This is a genomic window from Paenarthrobacter sp. NPDC089322 (assembly GCF_040684895.1).
In the GTDB taxonomy this organism is placed as follows: Bacteria; Actinomycetota; Actinomycetes; order Actinomycetales; family Micrococcaceae; genus Arthrobacter.
Genome location: NZ_JBFBGW010000019.1, coordinates 1 through 17,309, shown reverse-complemented (window position 1 = coordinate 17,309; position 17,309 = coordinate 1). Strand labels below are relative to the sequence as shown.

The following is a 17,309-nucleotide window of genomic DNA, read 5'->3' as shown; positions in this document are numbered from 1 at the left end:
ATTCTGGGATACCAAAAGCTGTACAGGGGGACCTTCGCCCCTTACTCTAATGAACAGCATTCATTTATGTGATCCGCATCGCATCCAGGAGATCCCCATGTCTACTTCCACAAACAGCCTGCAAGGAGTCCCTTCCTCAGGGCAAACCCTCAAGCGCGTCCTTGGCCTGCCGTCCCTTATTGCCTTCGGATTGACTTCCATGGGCATCTTGTCGGTCGTCGCCGTGTACGGTTCCGGCACGGAAATCAGTGACGGGCACTTGCCCGCTGCATATGTCGCGGCCCTGGTAGCCATGCTGTTCACCGCGCACAGCTATGGCCAAATGGCACGCCATGTTCCCGTGACCGGTGGTGCTTACACGTACGCGTCGAAGGCTTTCGGTTCACCTGCAGGCTTCCTCGTGGGCTGGGCCATGATGCTGGACTACTTGTTCCTGCCCATGGTGAACTTCCTGCTCTTTGGCCTCTACTTCAACAGCCTGTTCCCCGACGTTCCGCCGCAGCTCGCCGTTTTGGCATGCCTGCTGCTGGTGGGCGTGTTCAGCGTGGTCGGCGTGTCCTGGATCAAGAGGATGAACTTCGCGGTGGTGCTGGTTTCCGTTCTCGTGATCCTTGCTTTCCTGGTGCTGGCAGTAGTCAACGCGCCCAGCCTGACTCTTGAAACTGTCGTAAGGCCCTTGACCCTTGGCGAGGGTGGGATAGCGCCGGTCATGGCTGCTGCCGCGATCGTCGCGTTCGCCTTCCTCGGCTTCGACGGCGTTTCCACCCTTTCGGAGGAGGCCCGGAACCCTAAGCGCGACGTGCCCCGGGGGATCGTGCTGTCAACGCTGTTCGCAGGCCTTGGTTACACCTTGTTTTCCGTTGCCGGAAGCGTGATTGCCCCTGACTGGCACTCCATTGAGAACCTCGATGCTGCGGGCACGGAGCTCATGCAACGCGCTGGAGGCGATGTACTGATGGTCGTATTCGTCCTGGTGAACCTTTGCGGTTTGGTTCTTTGCGGGACAGCTGCCCAGATGAGCGTGAGCCGGGTTGTCTACGCCATGGGGCGGGACAGGATCCTTCCCGGTGCCCTTGCCAAGCTGCATCCGCGCTTCCGCACACCCTACGTGGCAGCCCTGCTCATTAGTGGAGTCTCGTTGGTGTCGCTCGTCATCACGCTGGAGCAGGCCGTCTACATGATCAACTTCGGAGCACTCATCGCGTTCGCGGCGGTCAATCTTGCCGCGATCAAAGTTCTCTTTGTGGACCTGCGCCTCCGGGGACCGAAGGGGCTGGCGCGGAACCTGCTCATGCCGCTGCTTGGGTTCGGATTTATCGGCTGGCTCTGGACGTCGCTGGCGTGGTTCACGTACCTGCTGGGAGCAGCCTGGCTGCTGATCGGCGTCGCTATTTTCCTGCTGAGGCGCCGAAGCGCGGAGGGTCGGCCCGGAATCGATTTTGACGCGTCGGACGCCGCACCTGACCAGGTCCCGACGCGTTAGAACGCGGGGTAGTTGACCAGGAGTGCCTGAAGTTCCGTGGTGGACATGTGGTTTGCCATCTCCACGCTGATTCCCATGGCTACCGCTGCCACGGTGATCATGGCGATGCAGGCGACGGAAAGGAAACGCCAGTCCTTGCGCATGATGCTGCCGAATGTCTCGGGCATCTCGAGGCTTGGGGAGATCATGTTGGGAGCGCTGTCCCAGGAGCCGTCGTCGAGCATCGCGATAATGCGGTCGTTGGCGCGGTCGAAGCGCATCGTGCTGATGTTGTTGCCGTGGCGGGCAAGCAGGATGTCGTGGCCGACGCGTTGACGTGGCTGCAAAGTAAGCAAGAAAGATCCCCTGGGGTCGATTGGGTGGAGGTGGCTCACGCCGTTGGGGGCATCTCGATTTTATAACGTTTGCCTCTGCGGCCCTGCCCAAAAGACGCCAAATGCCGGGTGAGCCTCCCCACCCGGCGGCGTGATTCAGCTCGCTTTACGGCTCGTTCGTCTCGATGGCCTCCGCCAGGACGGGGGCGAGGCGACGGACGCCTTCGGCGATCGTGTCCGGCGGCACTGCGCTGAAGGCGAGCCGGAGCTTGTTGGAGGGGCCGTCGGCGGGCGAAAAGGCTGCACCAGGGATGAAGACCACGCCCGCGTCGATGGCCTTTCCCAGCAGGGGGTAGGTGTCCACGCCTGCGGGAAGTGTGACCCACACAAAGAAGCCGCCATCGGGCCGGGTCCAACTCACCCCCGCAGGCATGTGCTCCTCCAACGCGGCGAGCAGGGCTTGGCACCGCTCTGCGTAAAGACCCCGGTAGGTCTCGATCTGGCCCTGCCAGTCGTACTCGCGCAGGTAGGCCGAGATCAGCATTTGGTTGAGCGGCGGCGGGCACAGGGTAACGGCCTCGGACGCAAGGTAGAAGCGTCGCTGCAAGTGTGCGGGGACCAGTGCCCAGCCTATGCGCAGGCCGGGGGCGAAGATCTTGGAAAACGAGCCGAGGTAGATGACGTCATGCGGGTTGGACGCGCGCATGGGCGCAATGGGGTGGCCGTCAAAACGCAGCAGCCCGTAGGGATTATCCTCGAGGACGATAATATTCGCATCGCGGCATATATCGACGATTCGTTGCCGGCGCTCCTGCGCAAGCGTGATTCCGGAGGGGTTGTTGAAGTTGGGGATCGTGTAGAGGAACTTGATGTTTTTGCCCTCTGACTGGAGTGCCGCGATCCTGGCCTCGAGCGCCTCAGGCACCAGGCCGTCGTCGTCCATCTCGATAGGCTCCACCTCTACTTGGTAGGCCTCGAACGTATTCAGTGCCCCCACGTACGTCGGGTTTTCCACCAGGACAACGTCGCCCGGGTTGCAGAAAACCTTGGTGGCCACGTCCTGGGCGGACTGCGAACCCGCGGTGATCACGATGTTTTCCGGGCGTGCATCGTGAATGCCTTCGGCGGCCATGATGTCGCAGATCTGCCGGCGGAGTTCCTCGGTCCCTTGCCCGCCCCCATACTGCAGTGCCGTCATGCCTTCTTCCGCAATAATGCGAGCTGCGGTTTGGCCAAGCTTCTCCAATGGCAGGGACTGAAGGTAGGGGTTCCCGCCGGCCAGCGACACCAGGCCGGGCTGCATGGAGATGTCAAAGACGTCGCGGACTGCGGACTGCTTGATGTTGGCGGCCCGCGCGGAGAACAGTTCCTCGTGCGGGTGAGCGGCGGTGGCGGCACGCTCGATTGCGTCGATGGCTTCTGCGGGCAGCGTGGTGCCGGCATCCAGTGTTTCGTGGGTCACAGGGACAGGATACTCCCGAAGGTTGCTAATAAGGCAACAGCTGTTTTCTTCCGCCGAGCATCCAGTGAGACCCCGTGGCTTTACGCGGCCCGCTCGACAGGCTGGAATGTAGCTATGACAGCGCACCGAGCATCCGTAGCCAAGGCCGAACTCTTCCACAAGCTCCATGAAGCGGGGCCCGAGCCCTTGGTTCTGGTGAACGTTTGGGACGCGGCCTCCGCGCGCGTCGTCCAGGAGGCGGGGGCGACGGCGATCGCCACGTCGAGTTCGGCGGTCTCCTGGAGCCTGGGGTTCCGTGACGGCGACCATGTGCCGTGGGGACTGGCGATGGCAGCGTTGGGCCGTGTGGTGGGGGCAACCAAGCTCCCGGTAACGGCAGATATCGAGACGGGCTACGGGAGGACCGACGACGAACTCCGCGCAACGGTCCACGCAGTCCTGGATGCCGGCGCCGTGGGGATCAACATTGAGGATTCGGCGTTCGCACCGCTCACGGACATCGACGAACAGTCCCGGCGCATCGCCTTGATCCGCGCCACCGCGGACGATCGCGGGATTCCCCTGTTCATCAACGCACGCACGGACACGTATCTCTCCGGGGAGTTCCCGGAATCGGCCTACGAGGAGACGCTTCGCCGCGCCGATTCGTACCTCACGGCAGGTGCCAACGGGATCTTCGTTCCTGGCGTGGTAGATCTGCATGTCTTGCACGAGCTTTCCAGCAGTATCCCGGCTCCGGTCAACGCGCTTGCCGGGTTGGGTGCGCCGTCGCCCCTTGAACTGCATGACGCCGGCGTCCGGCGGGTCAGCGTCGGCGGCAACACGGCAAAGGCCGCTTACGCCAAGGTGGCGAGGGTGGCCAAGGAGATCCTCGGGGATGGCAATTGGTCCGGCCTCGCCGGAACGCGGAGCCACGATGAAATGGACGCACTCTTCGCTCACGGGCCCAAATACAGCCTTTAGGGGAACAGCAAAAGGTACGACGGCGGCACCCGGCTTAAATGTCGGACCTCGCCGATAGCTTGGGTTCAGTCGGAAAGTACCGTGACGCTGGGCCGCTGGTCCGGGTGGTGCCGCGTAGAGGAGGGGACTCATGGCAAGACGAAGTGTTCAATTCTGGCGGGTTGAGCAACTCAACGGTGATGTCCTGAGCCGTCCGTTTCCGGCACGTCGCGTGGCGGAAGTACTCAGCCACGCACGCGACGCAGGAACGGATCGGCATTTCACGAGTGCCGATGGAACCACCCTCCTTGCCCAGGCCGCGTCCCTGTCTCCGCATCCTGTCCTGCTCCTGGACCGTGTCCGCGATACCAACCTGCCGAGTGTTGGCGATGCTCTGGGACGCCGGAAGGCCCTGCCGTTGGCTCCGGGGGACCATCTGCTGGAGACCACCTACTTCGCGTTCCTCAAGCGGAACGTCATTGCGGTGCTCACCAGCGGGAATGGTCCGAGGGCGTCCAGGATGGGGGAGTACCTGGGCGGAATGCTGGGCTTGGAGATTGGGCTGGTCCCCGTAGTCCGGGAAGACATCGAGGACATCCTGGCCCGGCTTGAAGTCAGCCGCTTCGAATTCGCACTTCCTGCCGAGCGGCTCTCCGGAAAGCTCATGGAGGGCGAATGGGCGGACGTCCTGGACAGCGCGTCGCGCCTCATGACCGAGGGAACCTTCCGCATTTCCCTCAGCGTGGGCCGGTCCGGTAAAGCGGAGGACAAACAACGGATCCGTGAGCGGATCCAGCAGCTCATCCACCTGTTCCGGCGGGCAGGTTCAGTGGAGCACTTCGACTACGTCGTGGCGGAGGGAAAGGACTCTTTGACCGGCGACCGCGAGGTAGTGGACCTGTTGAAGGAACGGTTCATCTCCCACATCGAGGTAGACCCGGATGTGTTCAACGATCCCCGGAGATCAACAGAGGAGGCCATCGCCATCCTGAACAAACAGGCCAAGGACAACGAGGCCTTCTTCGCTCGGACCCTGCCGGACACCAAGGGGTCGCCGGATTCCGGCTCGGTGCCGGACCTCGTTGCGGGTGGCATGGCCGCCGTGCGGGCGGCCTTGGCTGCTGAAGCGAAGGCCGACGTCAAGGAGGCACGTTCCCCAGGCGACGGCATCGAAGCAGCCGGTGTCGGGGGAGCCGCGGGAGGAAAGAGAGGCGGTGCCGGTCATGAGCTTGTACGAGGTTGACGTGCAGCGCAGCGGTGGCCGCCGCGGACTCTGGCGGTGGTTCCTGCTGCATCCCAAGGCCGACTATCTGTGGGCTGTGCTGGCCGTCCTGCTCTGGCTGGGGATTGCGTCCTTGGCGAGGCAGCCGTTGATGCTGGAAGGCGTTGACGGGGGCGCCCGGCGCACGCTCTTCCAAACCCTCGCTACGCTGGCCGGAGCCACAGCCGGGCTCACGCTCACCAGTGTCTCCATGCTGATCAACGTGCTCGGCAAGAAGGCCGCTCCAGGGCAGCGTGAACTGCCCTTGGAAAAACTCACGGCCACACACCGCCGCCAGATTGGTGAAGTATTTCTGTTTGCCATCCCAGGATTGGGCCTGCTGGTGGTCGCCGCGCTCGCTACAGTCGTGCTCGAAGGGGACGATCCCGGGGGCTTGTGGATCCCCGAAGCCGTGGTGTTTGTTCTGGCGTTCGCATCAGTCCTGGCGCTGCTTCGCGTGGCGTGGGCCTTGCGCCGGGTCCTGGCCATCGCCACGGCGTAAGCGGGCAGGTTCCACGGTGGTCTTGCGCTGGTTGCCCTAACCAACACCCAATGCTTCAGCCAGCGTCCTGCCGTTGACGTAGATCTCGGCCCGCGATGCCCCGCTGGCCGCTACAACTGTATGCGTCAGTTGCGCTTCGATGCGCGGCACATCGCATACTCCACCCGGCCGTAAGTATCCGTTGAGGTTCACCACCACGGTGGCCCCGCTGACATAACCCGACACGAAGTGCAGCGACGAACCCGCCAACGCATCGTAAAGTCCGGCGTCGCTGTCCACGGGCATGCCGGCTTCCAGCAATCGGCCGAGGGCAACGGTCAAAGCGTCGCCGGGAGCGGCGATGCCCCGGATGGGCACCAAGCTGTCGTTGCAGCCGAAGCGAACACCTCGGACGCCGCCGTCGTCCACCGCCACGTAGTACACCGCTGGTCCCAGAACGAGGGGATCCGCAGGGACGACGGCTGCGCGGGCTGCCGGTGCCGGGGCTGTGGGCGAAGGCGCAGGGGCGGGGGAAGGCCCGACGCCGGAACCCGGCGAGGGATTGCTGCCGGCGCCGGACGCGGGAGTGCTGGAGGCTGGCGCTGGGGAGGCCGGCGGGGGAGTCGCGGGGACTGCAACGCTCGCGCCAGGCGTGGGCTGTGCAGCCGGTTCCGAGCCCGAAGAGCCAGGCCCTGCACCACTTGTGCCCGGACCTGAGGGGTCGGATACGGGCGGCGAACTGGCTCCATCGCGTGATGCCGTTCCGTCAGGGGACGCGGAAGCGGCGGCCGCGGAGCCGGACGCAGGCCCGGCCACGGGTGTCGGCGTGCAGCCAGCCACCCACAAAGCCGTCATGAGGCAGGCAGCCGCGATCGCCGTCGCACTTTTATGTCCCCCGGCACGCATGACAGCCCCACGCTCCTGTCCGTCCACCTGTAGTTCAACGGTAGGCCCGTCCGGTGGTGAGCAAAATGCCGCTACGGTGACGGTTCGGACAAGAGTTGGTCACGCTGCCCGGCGGAGCCGGTTGGGCATGCGCAAGGCCCCGCTCCGCAAGCAGCGTGAACAGGTCACGCCAGCGAACGGAACGGGGCCTCGTGCGTGGGATCAGGCTGCTGCTTCTTCTTCCTGGACGGCGGTCAGGGGCTCGAAGATCCCCTTGATCTGCTCGACGACCTCGGCGTCGTCCTTCGGGTGCAGTTCAGCGAAACGGACCATGGAACCCGGAACGGCGAGCTTGACGTCGTCCAGGACCTTGGCGCCGGCAATGCCCGCGGCCTTGCGGGCTTCGTCCTGTGCCCAAACGCCGCCGTACTGGCCAAAAGCGGTTCCGACGACGGCGGTCGGCTTGCCCGCGAGAGCGCCTGCGCCGAACGGGCGGGACAGCCAGTCAATGGCGTTCTTCAGCGAAGCGGGCATGGTGCCGTTGTGCTCGGGAGTGACAAGGAGGATGGTGTCCGCGTCCTGGGCAGCGGCACGGAGGGCGGCGGCTTCGGCCGGTACCTGGCCTTCGACGTCGATGTCTTCGTTGTAGAACGGGATGGTGCCCAAGGACTCGTGGATCCGGACGTCCACGTTCTCGGGAGCGTTCAGCTGGATTGCTTCGGCGAGCTTCTTGTTGTGGGAATCAGCGCGGAGGCTGCCAACGAGGGTGAGGACGGTGCTCTTGGACATGATTTCTCCTTTGGTGAGTGTTTGAGCCTTCACCGATACTAAACGGACCACGGTCCGGTTTCTATTCCCCGGGCTAGAATATTTCTTGTGAGTTCGATCCCACTCCAGCCGGAGGTGCCGTTCGGCGCTCCGCACGAGCGCAGTGATGCCGCCCGGAACCGTGAGCGGCTTCTTTGCGCTGCCCGTGAACTCGTGGACGAATTCGGGGTCGAAGCACTCACCATGGATGCCCTCGCCTGCAAGGCCAAGGTCGGTAAGGGGACCGTCTTCCGCCGCTTCGGCAGCAGGGCCGGGCTCATGATGACCCTGCTCAGTGACTCCGAATCGGAGTTCCAGCGTGGATTCATGTTCGGCCCGCCTCCATTGGGGCCGGGGGCGTCTCCGGAAGACCGACTCATCGCCTATGGCGAGGGGCGCATCTACTTCGTCCTGGAAAACGGGGAGCTGCTGAAAGCTGCGGCGACCAACGCACGCAACCGGTTCGACGTTCCGGCCACGGTCCTGGCGCACCGACATATCGAGGTCCTGCTGCGCGAGGCGGGAATCGCGGATCCCTGGGTCATGGCGATGTCCCTCATGTCCGCATTGGACCCTGAACGGATCGTCAACGATGTGCGGGTCCACGGCATCTCGCCCAAACGGCTCACGGACTCCTGGCGCGACCTCGTCACGCGGCTGGTCGGCGCGCTTTAGCGGCCGTCCCGCGCGAGTGTGGGCCCGGCGTCGTAAACATGACGCATCCTGCACATAACAATCTGGCTGCAAGGCGTAAAACTGGACCCGCTCAAGCAAAACGTGAAGCAGTTATTGTGGTAGTTTCCTCTTGAATGTGACGCATGCCATATCAGGCGGTGTTCACTGAAGGGGTTGGGGGTACATCATCCCCTGCGCCAGTTCGTAGCTGACAACGGCCACAGCCGGGACCGCGGAAGGATGAGCATTGAGCTTTGCCACGATTCAGGGCAGCCGCCCGCCATGCTGAAATACCTAGCGAAGCGGTCGGGCATCTACCTGATCATGATCTTCCTGACCACGAGCGCGGGCTACTTCCTGGCAGTTACATCGCTCAAACCGGCACTGCTGGAGCAGGAGAAGATCCCGCGGCCCACCCCTGAGCAGATCGCGGCGTCCTTCCGGGGACTTGGCTTGGACCCGGAGAAAAACGCCTGGGAGCGCTACGTCGACTGGCTGGGCGGCATCGTCACCCGCTGGGACTGGGGCCGCAGCCCAAACGGTGCGTTCGTCAACGCCGAGTTCGCGGACCGCGTGATGGTCTCCACGCGGCTGTTCATCGCATCCATCATCCTGACGCTGATCATCGGCGTGGCCCTGGGCGTCTACTCGGCAGCCCGGCAGTACAAATACCAGGACCGCGTCATTACGTCCTACAGCTACCTGGTGCACATCCTGCCTGCACCCATTGCCTACTTCCTGGTCCAGTTGGGCGCCATCGGCGTCAACGAGGCCGTCGGCGAACGCATCTTCTTCGTGACCGGAATTTCGACGCCGGGAATCGAGCCGGGCTGGCCGGCTTTCGTTGATCTTGTGGCCCACTACGCGGTGCCCACCTTCGCGATGACCATCTTTGGTTGGGCGGGTTACCAGATCGCCCAACGGCAATACCTCCTGGACAATGTGAACGCGGACTTCGTCCGAACAGCCCGCGCCAAGGGCCTCACACGCAACCAGGCAATCCGCCGTCACGCGCTCCGCGTGTCCTTCATCCCGGTGGCGCAGAGCATCGCGTTTACCATTCCCGCGATCTTCACGGGCGGCTTCTTTGCCGAAGCGATCTTCGCGTGGCCGGGAATCGGTTTGTGGAGCATCCAAGCCATCGGGCTCCAGGACGTCAACGTCGCCACGGCAACGCTGGCTTACGGCTCCGTCATTTTCGCGATCGGTGCGATTCTTGCCGACTTCGCCACAACGCTGGTCGATCCACGAGTGAGGGTCCAGTAATGACCAACATCATCGATCCCATCGCCGAAATCGACGAATCCCGGGTGGCCGACCAGGACGTCGTCATCGGGAAGTCCCGCATCATCTTCCGTCGCTTCATGCGGAACCGGACCGCCGTCGCAGGCTTGTTCATCTTCCTGGCCCTTTTCCTCTTCTCCCTGTTCGGCGGTTTCCTCACCCCGTGGGACAAGGACACAATCGACCCCCTCAACATCGGCATGGGGCCATCGCCCGATCACTTCTTCGGCACCACGCAGGCCGGCATAGACCTCATGGCGCTCATCGTGGACGGAACAAGGACCTCCATCTTCATCGGGCTGATCGTGGGCGGCGTATCCGTCCTGATCTCCGCCGTCTACGGCTGCACCATGGCGTTCTTCGGCGGAAAAGTGGACGCCACCATGCTGTTCATCCTTGAGGCACTCATCATGATGCCCGCCATCCTGGTGGTCGCCGTGGCTACGAGTGGCGGCGGGGGACTCAAGGACCTGCCGAGCTGGCTGCTGCTGATCATCGTCCTGCTGTTCTTCAGCTGGATGGGTACCGCCCGCCTTGTGCGCTCGCTGTCCATGTCCCTCATGCAGCGCGACTACGTCAAAGCAGCCAAGTACATGGGCGTCCCGTCCCGGAAAATCGTGTGGCGCCACCTCGTACCGAACATCGGCTCGCTGCTGGTCCTCGATTTCACGCGCGGCATCACCGGAGCTGTGCTTGCGGAGGTTGCCTTTTCCTTCATTGGCATCGGCATCAAGCTTCCGGATGTCAGCCTGGGTGTCCTCATCGGCCAAGCCACAGGCCAGGTGTCCTCCTTCCCATGGATGTTTTGGGTTCCCCTGACCGTCATGTTCCTCCTGACCGGTTCGCTGGCCATGATGAACGACGGCCTTCGTGATGCCTTCGACCCCAGCTCCAGTTCCATCGGCCGCGCGAAGCGCACTAAGGCAACGACCGCGAAGGATGCCAGCAAGTGAGCACCAACACCTCCCACACGCCCGCTGAGCGGCTCCGTGACGTCGGGTTTTACGCGCCCGGTGACGCGGTGCTAAGCGTCCGCGACCTCAATGTCCGCTTCAACTCGGAAAACGGCGTGGTCCACGCCGTCCGCGGAGTGGATTTCGATCTCATGCCCGGCAAGACCCTGGGCATCGTGGGTGAATCCGGCTCCGGAAAGTCGGTCACCTCCATGGCCATCATGGGCCTCCTCCCCGAGACCGCGGACGTCACCGGCTCGGTCCGATTCAAAGGCAAGGAACTCCTGGGCCTCAGCGACAAGGCCATGTGCAAGCACCGCGGCAACGACATCGCCATGGTGTTCCAGGACCCGCTCTCCTCGCTGACCCCCGTGTTCACGGTCGGGAACCAGATCATCGAGGCGCTCACCGTGCACAACCCCACCATGAGCAAGCAGGCCAAAGAAGCCCGCGCCGTCGAACTTTTACGGATGGTGGGCATTCCGAGTCCGAAGGACCGGCTCAAAGCCTTCCCGCACGAATTTTCCGGCGGCATGCGCCAGCGCGTCATGATCGCGATCGCCATCGCCAACAATCCGCGGGTGCTGATCGCGGACGAACCGACGACGGCGCTGGACGTCACCATCCAGGCGCAGGTGCTCGAAGTACTTCACGCAGCGCAGGAGGAGACAGGTGCCGCCGTCGTCATGATCACCCACGACCTCGGCGTTGTGGCGGGCATGGCCGACGACATCATGGTCATGTATGCCGGCAGACCCGTGGAAACCGGGACTGTGGAGGACATCTACTACAACCCGCGCATGCCGTACACCTTGGGCCTCCTGGGTGCGGTGCCGCGTGTGGACACGGCCACCAAGCAGTCGCTGGTTCCCATCGAAGGCACCCCGCCCAACCTGGCACTGCCCGTGACGGGATGCTCCTTCGCGCCGCGCTGCCCGCTGGCGAGCGATGCCTGCCTCCACGGCGAGCCGGAGCTGTGGTCCGTTCCCGGCACGGAAGGCCAGACGCTGGGGCACAAGGCAGCGTGCATCAAGACGGACAAGCTCTCCGGTGACGCTGACGCGCACCGGATATTCCACGCGCCGCCCAAGCCCGTCTCAAAGTTCGACGGCGTTACGCGCCTCGAGCGCGAAAAGGTCCTGGAGCTCAAGGACGTCAAGAAACACTTCCCGCTGCTCAAGGGTGCTTTGATCAAACGGCGCATCGGTACGGTCAAGGCCGTGGACGGACTGAGCTTTGATATCCGCGAGGGCGAATGCGTCTCAATCGTGGGGGAGTCGGGCTGCGGCAAGACCACCACGCTCCTGGAAATCATGGAATTCCACCCGGACCAGGTGGGCGAGGTGGTGATCGGTGGCGTCAGCAACAAGGCAGCCACGGACCACAAAACCAAGCTGGCCATGCGCAAGGAAATGCAGATGGTGTTTCAGGACCCCACGGGTGCCCTGGACCCGCGGTTCACTGTCTACGAAGTCCTGGCCGAACCGCTGGAGAACCTCGGCATGCCCAAGGCCGCCATCCGGAAACGGATCATGGAGCTCATGCGCCTCGTGGGCCTGCAACCGGACCACGTGAACCGCTTCCCCAACCAGTTTTCCGGAGGCCAGCGGCAGCGTATCGGTATCGCACGGGCTTTGGCCGTCAACCCGAAGCTCGTGGTGCTGGACGAACCTGTCTCGGCCTTGGATGTGTCTGTCCAGGCGGGAGTCATCAACCTCCTCGACCAACTCCGCGCCGAGCTGGGCTTGAGCTACCTGATGGTGGCCCATGATCTCTCCGTCGTGCGCCATATCTCGGATCGCGTTGCCGTGATGTACCTGGGCAAGATCGTGGAGACCGGGGACGTTGACGACGTCTTCGACAACCCGCGCCACCCGTACACCCGCGCCCTGCTGTCCGCGATTCCAGTGCCCGATCCCAACGTGGAACGCACCCGCGAACGCATCATCCTGCAAGGCGACCTGCCCAGTCCCCTGGATGCGCCCAAGGGGTGTAACTTCGCGACTCGTTGCCCGGTGTTTGCCGCACTTCCCGCCGCCAAGCAGGAGAAGTGCCTTACTCTGGAGCCGCCACTTGCTTCGGAAGCGGTTCAGCGGCAGGAGTTTGCCTGCTTCTTCCCGGACGGAGAGATTGACGCCGACATGCTGGTGGTGCATGCCTGACGACACATGACTTATTGATTGAACCCTGTATTCAACTCGCAATTTCAGTCGTAAAAAATGAAGGGTAACCCATGAAGAAGTACACGACGATCGGCGGCGTAGCAGTTGCAGCAGCACTGATGCTGACCGCTTGCGGCGGGGGAACGCCGTCGGGTCCGGCCTCCCAGAAGGCCGAAGAGAGTGGCGGCGACATCAGCAAGCTGATTAGCGTCAACGCGAAGGAAGCCAAGGATTTGGAGCAGGGCGGCACGGTCACCCTGGCTGTGGGCAGCATCGGCCCCGACTTCAATGGCTTCTCCAACGTGGGCAACAGCGCAGACACCTCGGCTTTGATGACCCCCGTCAATACGGCCTCCATCAACAGCGGCGGCATCGGCGGCTGCTGGAAGCTGGACTTTGACGGCAAGGCTGAGCCGAACAAGGACTTCTGTGAAGAGGTCAAGAGCGAAGTCAAGGATGGCAAGCAGACCATCACCATCAAGGTCAACGACAAGGCCACCTGGAACGACGGTACGCCGATCGACGTCAAGACCTTCGAGAACACGTGGAACATGTTGAAGGGCACGGATACGTCCATCGATATCGTGTCCGCAGGGTCCTACGCATTCGTCGACTCGGTCAAGGCCGGAGCGAACGACAAAGAAGTCATCGTTACCACCACCCAGCCGGTGTTCCCGCTGGAAAACCTGTTCTTCGGGCTGATCCACCCGGCCGTCAACACCCCGGAAATCTTCAACACGGGCTTCGCCGGCAACATGCACCCCGAATGGATGGCAGGGCCCTTCAAGGTCGAGAACTACGACACCACCGCCAAGACCGTCACGATGGTCCCCAACGAAAAGTGGTGGGGCCAGAAGCCGGTTCTGGAGAAGGTCATCTGGCGCCAAATGGAACCGAGCGCAACCATTGCTGCCTTCAAGAACGGTGAAATCGACGCAGCCAACGGACGTACCCTGGGCCGCTACAAGCAGCTTGAAGGCACCAAGGATTCAGACATTCGCCGCGGCCAGCGCCTGTTCGCCGGGGGCCTGAACCTCAACGCGAAGCGTCCCGCCCTCACCGACGTCGCCGTGCGCAAGGCGATCTTCACCGCCGTCGACCGCAAGGCCATCCGCGACGTCCGCTTCAACGGCCTGAACTGGTCCGAGGAAAGCTCGGGCTCCATGATGCTCATGCCGTTCTCCGAGTACTACCAGGACAACTACCCCGTAAAGGACACGGGCGCCGAGGCAGCCAAGAAGGTCCTGACGGACGCCGGGTACGCACCGAACGGCCAAGGCATCATGGCGAAGGACGGTGTCCCGGTCTCCTTCAAGATCACCAACTTCGGTGACGACCCCACCACGGCGGCAACGTCGCAGACCCTGCAGAAGCAGCTCCAGGCGGCGGGCATGGATGTGTCCATCGACCAACGCGGTGACGCCGACTTCGGCAAGGTCATAGGTGGTCGTGAGTTTGATGTGACCATCTCCGGTTACACCGTGGGCCCGGATGCCACCGACGCCGTCAAGCAGTACTACGACTCCAAGACCAACGAAAACGGTCTGGGTGACGCTGAGCTCGATGCCGAGATCGCCCGCCTGGCGACCATCGCCGACGACGCAGAGCGCAACAAGGCTGCCATGGAGGTCGAAAAGAAGCACATGGAGAAGTACTACTCCATGGGCACTGTGATGAACGGCCCGGAGATCCAGTTCGTGCGCGCCGGGCTGGCGAACTACGGTCCGTCCCTGTTCAAGAGCCTGTCCAACGTTCCGGACTGGACCACCATCGGCTGGGAAAAGGGCGCCAAGAAGTAGCAGCTCCTTCAACGCCTGACTAAGAAGGCCGGGAACGTCCTGAACCTGCGAATGGTTCGGGAGGCTCCCGGCCTTCGCCGTCCCCAACCCTCTCTCACCGATGGCCGCCTTGAGCCGAACGCTCTATCACCTATTGTCGGCTTGACTCGAACCGTCTATCACCGATTGGTAGCGCGTTGGCCGGGTGGGGGTCGTCGGTGAGAGAGGGATGCCCGGGGTGGGGGTCATCGGTGAGAGAGGGATGCCCGGGGTGGGGTCTTCGGTGGGAGAGGGTGGGTAGCCTAGGGCCATGACTTCCACGCAGCCGATCCGTACCGCCGTCGCAGGATTTGGACTATCGGGCAGTGTCTTCCACGCCCCCTACATCGCGGCCAACCCCGCCTACCAGCTCAGTGTCATCGCGACCTCGGACCCCGGCAGGCGGGCCAAGGCGGCAGAACGTTACCCCCAGGCCAAGATCGTCAACAGCCCCGAGGACATTCTGGCGCTCGCCGATGAACTGGACCTCATCGTCCTCGGCACACCGCCCGCAACCCACTTCCCACTCGCGAAAGCGGCGCTGGAAGCCGGGCTGGACGTCGTCGTCGACAAGCCTTTTGTTGTCCACAGCGCGCAAGGCGAGGAACTGATCCAACTGGCCGCCACAGCAGGCCGCGTACTCACGGTCTACCAAAACCGCCGCTGGGACGGCGACGCGCTGACGGTCAGGAAACTGCTCGACGCCGGGACGCTGGGTACCGTGACACGGTTCGAGTCCGGCATGGAGCGTTGGGCGCCGGAAATCGCGAAGGCATGGAAGGCCGGTGCCACCGTGGAAGACGGCGGCGGCGTCCTGTTCGATCTCGGAGCCCACGTGCTGGACCTGGCGGTCCAATTCTTCGGCCCCGCGAGTGTCGCCTACGCGGAACTGCACGCCCGCCGCCCACAGGAGCGAGCCGATGACGACGTCTTCATCGTCCTCAACCACGAGTCCGGCGTTGTCAGCCATCTGACCCTCAACCTCAATAGCCATCTCCACGGCCCGCGTTTCCGGGTGCTCGGCACCAAAGGTGGCTTCGTGAAGTTCGGCATCGACCCGCAAGAGCCGTTCGTCCGGGGAGGCGGGCTCCCCACGGACCCGGAGTACGGCGTCGAACCTTCCGAAAACCATGGAACGCTGGAAGCGGACGGTCAGCGCACCGCGGTGCCCACCGAGCGCGGCGCCTACCCGGAGTTTTACCGCATCCTGGCGGAAAAGATCGACGACGGCGGCACGGCCTCCGCGCTCCCGTCACCTGTGGATCCTGCCGACTCGGTGGCGGTGCTGAAGCTGATGGAGCAGGCCCGGAAGATAGCGCGCTGAGCTAGGGGGCGGCGCTGACCTCGGTGCTGGCGACCAGCGAGTAGACGGCTTTCTTGTCCTCGTCTTCCTCCGGACGGAAGCTTCCGGTCAGCTGGACCACGTCCGAGGCCGTCCGGTTGTCCACCACCGTAACGGCGGTGAACTGCGTCAGTGAGCCGGCGTCGGGGTGGGTGTATCGCGCCTCCCGGACATGCCACGGCCGGCCATTGATGACCACGGGTTCCGTACCCAGGAGGACGGCCTCGGGCAAACCGGCAAGGTGCGCATCCACGGACGCGGCAATGTCCTGGAGTTCGTAGCCGGGAAGACGGCGCGAGACAGAAATGACCACGTTTGCCGTGTACCGGCCTTCCGCGGCGGGAGCCATGATGGCACCCACGGCGTCGGGGACCACGTGCTGTGTCCAGCCGGCGGGTGGCGTGAGCTTAATGGCCGGGTAGGCGGGCAAGGTAGCGGACGGAAAGACCTGGTGGGATGTCATGAGCGAGCCCTTTCGGCGCGGTGGTTCAGGGGGATCGTTACTTGTTCAGGAAGTCGGTGAAGCCGGTGACCGAGTCCACGAATCCGGAGGGACTAATGGTGATCTCAGCGCCTGCCCCGAGGCCGAGTTCGGCGGTCAACTTGCCACTGACACCAAGGGTGAATCCGTCCTCGTCCATCGAGGCCTTGACGGAGTAGCCTTCACCCACACCCGCCGCCGCGGTCACGGAAGTGGCGAGCCGCTGCCCCAGGACCTCGACGTATTGGGACTGGGTCAATTCCGCCCCAACGCCTGCACTGGCCGCGGATCCAGTGGTGCCGTCGGCCTTGCTCACGCTGATTTCGCCCTCCCCGGCGCTGGCCCAGGCACCGCCGCGCAGCTCCGTGCCCTGCCCGGTGCTGAAGAGGCCGCCGGCGAATTCGGTCTCTTGGGTGAGGGTGGCCTTCTGGCCGGCGAATACTTCGCCGCCAGGGGAGAAGAGGAATCCGTTGGCAACGGCGTGGGCCTCGGCTTCGGCTCCCGTCATGAATCTTGCCGTGGAGGTGCTGTTGACCCACCCGTCAAAAAATTCGCTCTTGGCCGTGGTGATGTTCTCCATGCCAACAAAGGCTTCGCCGCTCGCCTTGACGTCCGGCAGGCCCAGACCAAAGGGAATCTTGGCGTCGAAATCGCCGTCGGCCCGAGCGCCCACGAAGGTTTCGTTGGTGATGGTGGTGCTGACCGGGCCGTGCTCGGCTTCGGCAGTGAAGATCGCGCGTCCACCGGCGGAAATCTCACCGGTAGCCTCAACGTCCAGTCCGCCCTGTCCCACAGAGTGCTTAATGTTGCCGGTACCCTCGACGCCAACCGAGCCATGCCCTTCCACCGTTACGGGACCGTATGTTCTTGGATGCTTCTATATTCGTCAAGTGGCGGACGTAGAATCTTGAGATGGCCTTCAGATCGCTTCTTCCTGGCGAAGTCCTCATTATGAGAACT

Annotated in this window: 16 protein-coding genes; 10 read left to right on the top strand and 6 right to left on the bottom strand. The window is 63.4% G+C overall.

Going from position 1 to position 17,309, the window contains the following annotated elements; genetic code table 11:
- The first annotated feature begins 97 nt into the window (after nucleotides 1-97).
- The gene (locus AB0N65_RS16670; protein WP_364163984.1) at nucleotides 98-1,483 is read left to right on the top strand and encodes an APC family permease; all 1,386 of its coding nucleotides are present in this window, start codon (nucleotides 98-100) and stop codon (nucleotides 1,481-1,483) included.
- On the opposite strand, the gene AB0N65_RS16665 is transcribed toward AB0N65_RS16670, so the two are convergent.
- Both AB0N65_RS16665 and AB0N65_RS16660 read right to left on the bottom strand, forming a co-directional pair.
- Nucleotides 1,480-1,818, bottom strand: coding sequence for a hypothetical protein (locus AB0N65_RS16665; RefSeq protein ID WP_364163981.1), 339 nt, complete (start codon nucleotides 1,816-1,818; stop codon nucleotides 1,480-1,482). The genes AB0N65_RS16670 and AB0N65_RS16665 overlap by 4 nt on opposite strands.
- A 145-nt stretch (nucleotides 1,819-1,963) precedes the next feature.
- Nucleotides 1,964-3,259, bottom strand: a complete 1,296-nt coding sequence (locus AB0N65_RS16660; protein WP_364163979.1) for a PLP-dependent aminotransferase family protein — start codon at nucleotides 3,257-3,259, stop codon at nucleotides 1,964-1,966.
- 114 nt (nucleotides 3,260-3,373) lie between these two features.
- Between AB0N65_RS16660 and AB0N65_RS16655 the strand changes: the two genes are divergently transcribed.
- From AB0N65_RS16655 to AB0N65_RS16645, 3 genes are all read left to right on the top strand, one after another.
- A complete protein-coding gene (locus AB0N65_RS16655) occupies nucleotides 3,374-4,222 on the top strand; it encodes an isocitrate lyase/phosphoenolpyruvate mutase family protein (RefSeq protein WP_364163977.1) in 849 nt (282 codons plus the stop codon).
- Between the two features lie 130 nt (nucleotides 4,223-4,352).
- Nucleotides 4,353-5,444, top strand: a complete 1,092-nt coding sequence (locus AB0N65_RS16650; protein ID WP_364163975.1) for a hypothetical protein — start codon at nucleotides 4,353-4,355, stop codon at nucleotides 5,442-5,444.
- Nucleotides 5,425-5,964 carry a hypothetical protein gene (locus tag AB0N65_RS16645; protein WP_364163972.1) on the top strand — a complete coding sequence of 180 codons (540 nt, stop codon included), beginning with the start codon at nucleotides 5,425-5,427 and terminating at the stop codon, nucleotides 5,962-5,964. The genes AB0N65_RS16650 and AB0N65_RS16645 overlap by 20 nt, the downstream gene beginning before the upstream one ends.
- 36 nt (nucleotides 5,965-6,000) lie before the next feature.
- Here the strand turns inward: AB0N65_RS16645 and AB0N65_RS16640 are convergent, their stop codons facing one another.
- Together AB0N65_RS16640 and AB0N65_RS16635 are read right to left on the bottom strand one after the other, a co-directional pair.
- On the bottom strand, nucleotides 6,001-6,876 hold the full coding sequence (locus AB0N65_RS16640; protein ID WP_364163970.1) for a GerMN domain-containing protein: 876 nt from the start codon (nucleotides 6,874-6,876) through the stop codon (nucleotides 6,001-6,003).
- A 174-nt stretch (nucleotides 6,877-7,050) separates the two neighbouring features.
- Nucleotides 7,051-7,617 (bottom strand): NAD(P)H-dependent oxidoreductase, encoded by a 567-nt coding sequence (locus AB0N65_RS16635; RefSeq protein WP_364163967.1) that lies wholly within the window; start codon nucleotides 7,615-7,617, stop codon nucleotides 7,051-7,053.
- Nucleotides 7,618-7,704: 87 nt separating this feature from the next.
- Between AB0N65_RS16635 and AB0N65_RS16630 the strand changes: the two genes are divergently transcribed.
- From AB0N65_RS16630 to AB0N65_RS16605, 6 genes are all read left to right on the top strand, one after another.
- Nucleotides 7,705-8,310: a TetR/AcrR family transcriptional regulator gene (locus AB0N65_RS16630; RefSeq protein ID WP_364163964.1), complete on the top strand. Its 606-nt coding sequence runs from the start codon at nucleotides 7,705-7,707 to the stop codon at nucleotides 8,308-8,310.
- Nucleotides 8,311-8,592: 282 nt separating this feature from the next.
- On the top strand, nucleotides 8,593-9,576 hold the full coding sequence (locus tag AB0N65_RS16625; RefSeq protein ID WP_364164197.1) for an ABC transporter permease: 984 nt from the start codon (nucleotides 8,593-8,595) through the stop codon (nucleotides 9,574-9,576).
- Nucleotides 9,576-10,547 (top strand): ABC transporter permease, encoded by a 972-nt coding sequence (locus AB0N65_RS16620; RefSeq protein WP_364163961.1) that lies wholly within the window; start codon nucleotides 9,576-9,578, stop codon nucleotides 10,545-10,547. The genes AB0N65_RS16625 and AB0N65_RS16620 overlap by 1 nt, the downstream gene beginning before the upstream one ends.
- Nucleotides 10,544-12,709, top strand: coding sequence for an ABC transporter ATP-binding protein (locus AB0N65_RS16615; RefSeq protein WP_364163958.1), 2,166 nt, complete (start codon nucleotides 10,544-10,546; stop codon nucleotides 12,707-12,709). Before AB0N65_RS16620 ends, AB0N65_RS16615 begins: the two co-directional genes overlap by 4 nt.
- 71 nt (nucleotides 12,710-12,780) lie before the next feature.
- Nucleotides 12,781-14,508, top strand: coding sequence for an ABC transporter family substrate-binding protein (locus tag AB0N65_RS16610; protein WP_364163955.1), 1,728 nt, complete (start codon nucleotides 12,781-12,783; stop codon nucleotides 14,506-14,508).
- 289 nt (nucleotides 14,509-14,797) lie between these two features.
- Nucleotides 14,798-15,850, top strand: a complete 1,053-nt coding sequence (locus AB0N65_RS16605; protein WP_364163952.1) for a Gfo/Idh/MocA family oxidoreductase — start codon at nucleotides 14,798-14,800, stop codon at nucleotides 15,848-15,850.
- A 1-nt stretch (nucleotide 15,851) separates the two neighbouring features.
- On the opposite strand, the gene AB0N65_RS16600 is transcribed toward AB0N65_RS16605, so the two are convergent.
- Entirely contained in the window at nucleotides 15,852-16,331 is a 480-nt protein-coding gene (locus AB0N65_RS16600) for a hypothetical protein (protein ID WP_364163950.1), read from the bottom strand.
- 37 nt (nucleotides 16,332-16,368) lie between these two features.
- On the bottom strand, nucleotides 16,369-17,196 hold the full coding sequence (locus tag AB0N65_RS16595; RefSeq protein WP_364163947.1) for a hypothetical protein: 828 nt from the start codon (nucleotides 17,194-17,196) through the stop codon (nucleotides 16,369-16,371).
- Nucleotides 17,197-17,309: the final 113 nt, after the last annotated feature.

Coding starts and splice junctions, on each gene's coding strand:
- AB0N65_RS16670 (WP_364163984.1), top strand. CDS start 98: ATGTCTACTTCCACAAACAGCCTGCAAGGAGTCCCTTCCTCAGGGCAA.
- AB0N65_RS16655 (WP_364163977.1), top strand. CDS start 3,374: ATGACAGCGCACCGAGCATCCGTAGCCAAGGCCGAACTCTTCCACAAG.
- AB0N65_RS16600 (WP_364163950.1), bottom strand. CDS start 16,331: ATGACATCCCACCAGGTCTTTCCGTCCGCTACCTTGCCCGCCTACCCG.
- AB0N65_RS16645 (WP_364163972.1), top strand. CDS start 5,425: ATGAGCTTGTACGAGGTTGACGTGCAGCGCAGCGGTGGCCGCCGCGGA.
- AB0N65_RS16610 (WP_364163955.1), top strand. CDS start 12,781: ATGAAGAAGTACACGACGATCGGCGGCGTAGCAGTTGCAGCAGCACTG.
- AB0N65_RS16605 (WP_364163952.1), top strand. CDS start 14,798: ATGACTTCCACGCAGCCGATCCGTACCGCCGTCGCAGGATTTGGACTA.
- AB0N65_RS16625 (WP_364164197.1), top strand. CDS start 8,593: ATGCTGAAATACCTAGCGAAGCGGTCGGGCATCTACCTGATCATGATC.
- AB0N65_RS16620 (WP_364163961.1), top strand. CDS start 9,576: ATGACCAACATCATCGATCCCATCGCCGAAATCGACGAATCCCGGGTG.
- AB0N65_RS16635 (WP_364163967.1), bottom strand. CDS start 7,617: ATGTCCAAGAGCACCGTCCTCACCCTCGTTGGCAGCCTCCGCGCTGAT.
- AB0N65_RS16650 (WP_364163975.1), top strand. CDS start 4,353: ATGGCAAGACGAAGTGTTCAATTCTGGCGGGTTGAGCAACTCAACGGT.